At 33.5% G+C, this 2,300-nt stretch carries 4 protein-coding genes; 3 read left to right on the forward strand and 1 reads right to left on the reverse strand.

The annotated features are described in order from the left end of the window. Positions 1–50: 50 nt before the first annotated feature. Positions 51–608, reverse strand: a complete 558-nt coding sequence (locus C511_RS0112400; RefSeq protein ID WP_027318218.1) for a hypothetical protein — start codon at positions 606–608, stop codon at positions 51–53. Between the two features lie 382 nt (positions 609–990). Between C511_RS0112400 and C511_RS0112405 the strand changes: the two genes are divergently transcribed. The 3 genes from C511_RS0112405 to C511_RS0112415 are packed head-to-tail and all read left to right on the forward strand — an operon-like array spanning position 991 to position 1,924. After that, positions 991–1,218, forward strand: a complete 228-nt coding sequence (locus tag C511_RS0112405; RefSeq protein ID WP_007215845.1) for a DUF3791 domain-containing protein — start codon at positions 991–993, stop codon at positions 1,216–1,218. Next, positions 1,215–1,700 carry a DUF3990 domain-containing protein gene (locus C511_RS0112410; protein ID WP_007215844.1) on the forward strand — a complete coding sequence of 162 codons (486 nt, stop codon included), beginning with the start codon at positions 1,215–1,217 and terminating at the stop codon, positions 1,698–1,700. Before C511_RS0112405 ends, C511_RS0112410 begins: the two co-directional genes overlap by 4 nt. A 2-nt stretch (positions 1,701–1,702) precedes the next feature. After that, entirely contained in the window at positions 1,703–1,924 is a 222-nt protein-coding gene (locus C511_RS0112415; protein WP_007215843.1) for a hypothetical protein, read from the forward strand. Positions 1,925–2,300: the final 376 nt, after the last annotated feature.

The following is a 2,300-nucleotide window of genomic DNA, read 5'->3' on the forward strand; positions in this document are numbered from 1 at the left end:
TTAATAGTTTGATCACCATTAAAATACTAATAATCAATGATATGCACAACTTATTTCCTGACATTTTTTAGTGAATTAATTCCGCCAACGGGTATGTAAGTGTATTCTTTTAGCATCTGTTTCATTTTTCTGATGCTAAAAGATGACATATATTCTTCAATACGAAAAGACACCCTCACTTCTTCTTTTTTTATTGAATGAATCTGCTTATCTATTATCAATTTGCGATTCTGAAATTCTAATTGTCTTCCATCAGAAATAATCTCAAATATATAACTCAAAGAATTTACACCGACAAGACCACAGTGACGAAGTTCTACTTTTTTATGATCATATATTCTTTCAAGAATTGTAACACTGTCTAGCAATTTATCATTAACAAATGATTTACAAAAAACTTTTATAGTGATTTTTTGAGTTGAATCGACGTTAATTTCAATTGTCTGTTTCGATGATATTGAGGTATCTATCATTACCTCTAATATAGCTTGAATCAATTCATATTGGACTGTATTCAACCAAAAGCTATTAAAAATCGACCATGAACTATCAAGATGATACTTGTTGTTATTATAGAAATCTTCTAGTGTTTGATATGTTTGTTCCATATATTATTTTTATTGACAAGATAGATGATAAGATATGCCAAAATATGACATAGATATTAAAAAGCAAGAAGTATATTAGGTACAAATACATGATAGCAGATGTCCAGCGCAAGAAAAAGAGAGTCTGAAAAATTATAATTTCATACAGCAACATGCTCACCCCGCTTTCCATAAGAACAGTGCGCTCAGAGTAAGCGTTTTTTCAAAACATAAAGCTTTAGATAATGATTTCAGCATTCGAAGTTCTTGCATAAAGCATTTCTGTGTTAAAATCGAACTTTAGAAGCTTCATTCGGTGAATAGTCTCTAAAAACAAGCATAATACTCAGCAAAAATGTGTATCTTTGCAATGCTAATAATGTCAATATAAACAAGGTCAATTATGAATAAGAATGAGATAACAAACAAGATAGAATATGTGGTTTGTTGTGTTGGTGCATTCGCTGCTAAGTTCAGCTTAACCAATGCGCAAGCTTATGCCTATTTGCGTCGTTTCAGCGGAATTGATTTTCTAATTGATTGTTATGCTGCTGAGCATACTTTGTCTATTGACGATGCCGTCAATGACTTGACAGCTGTCTGTTCAAAGAAAGGAGGGAAATTAGCATGATTACTTTATATCATGGTTCCAATGTTGATATTCAGGAAATAGATCTTTGCCGCTCTAAACGAGGCAAAGATTTTGGATGTGGCTTCTATCTGAATGCTAACAAGCAACAAGCTTTCGATATGGCTTTGCGTACTACACGAATGTTAATGAAAGGCGAACCGATTATCAATACCTACCTATTTGATGATACTATTCTTCAGAGTAATACCGATTTGAATATAAAAGTATTTGACGACTATAGCCCTGAGTGGGCAGAGTTTGTGTTGATGAATCGTAACAATAATACAGATACGCCGACTCATCCATACGATATTGTAATTGGGCCAATTGCTGACGATACCGTTGGTGTCCAAATTCGGCGTTTCGTTAATGGCTATATTCCAATGAATACGCTTATCGAGGAACTTCGATTTCGTGGCAATCATGCAATACAATATTTTTTCGGTACAGAAAGAGCAATACAATTTCTTAAGAAACAATAACCATGAGCAACGACGTACAATTTTTAGTAGAATGTCTCTCCACAGAACTTGTTTCCATGCTAATGGATACCTATGGTTGGGATATGAAGCGTGCACTTGACGAGTTGTATGCTTCTGAAACATACAAGAAGCTCTCAGACCCCGAATGTGGTTTGTACTATCAAGGTGCTGTATATGTATTTTCTTTTCTTAAGAATGAAATCGAAAATGGTATTATAAAATAGAGCAAATAACGGTATTAAAGCCGATATTATTCAATTATCGGTAAAGACCAAAGATAAATGTGAGATACAAAATTAAACCGTTCGATTGTGGTGATGCCAATCTGGACGGTTTTTTTGTTGACTGTTACCACTTACCTGCAAATTCAGCCAGTTTAGACCTTCCCTTTCGGATGATATATTCAAACTGAATATGATGCAATTCATAATTGATTTAATTCGTATAAAACTCTGGTTATCAGCTATGATAGTTATGAATTTATTTGGCTATATCGTTGAAAATGAACCCGTTGGCGGAATTAAATTAGCGCATATTTAATCCTTCCAATAGGTCTATTGTTCATTTTGTTGATGTATTGCAAAATCGTAAGAGCGCTAA

Origin of the sequence: Bacteroides graminisolvens DSM 19988 = JCM 15093, assembly GCF_000428125.1 — a bacterium.
Taxonomy (GTDB): Bacteria; Bacteroidota; Bacteroidia; order Bacteroidales; family Bacteroidaceae; genus Bacteroides; species Bacteroides graminisolvens.

Excerpts from the sequence above, each read along its gene's own strand:
- C511_RS0112400 (WP_027318218.1), bottom strand. The coding sequence starts at position 608 with ATGGAACAAACATATCAAACACTAGAAGATTTCTATAATAACAACAAG.
- C511_RS0112405 (WP_007215845.1), top strand. The coding sequence starts at position 991 with ATGAATAAGAATGAGATAACAAACAAGATAGAATATGTGGTTTGTTGT.
- C511_RS0112410 (WP_007215844.1), top strand. The coding sequence starts at position 1,215 with ATGATTACTTTATATCATGGTTCCAATGTTGATATTCAGGAAATAGAT.
- C511_RS0112415 (WP_007215843.1), top strand. The coding sequence starts at position 1,703 with ATGAGCAACGACGTACAATTTTTAGTAGAATGTCTCTCCACAGAACTT.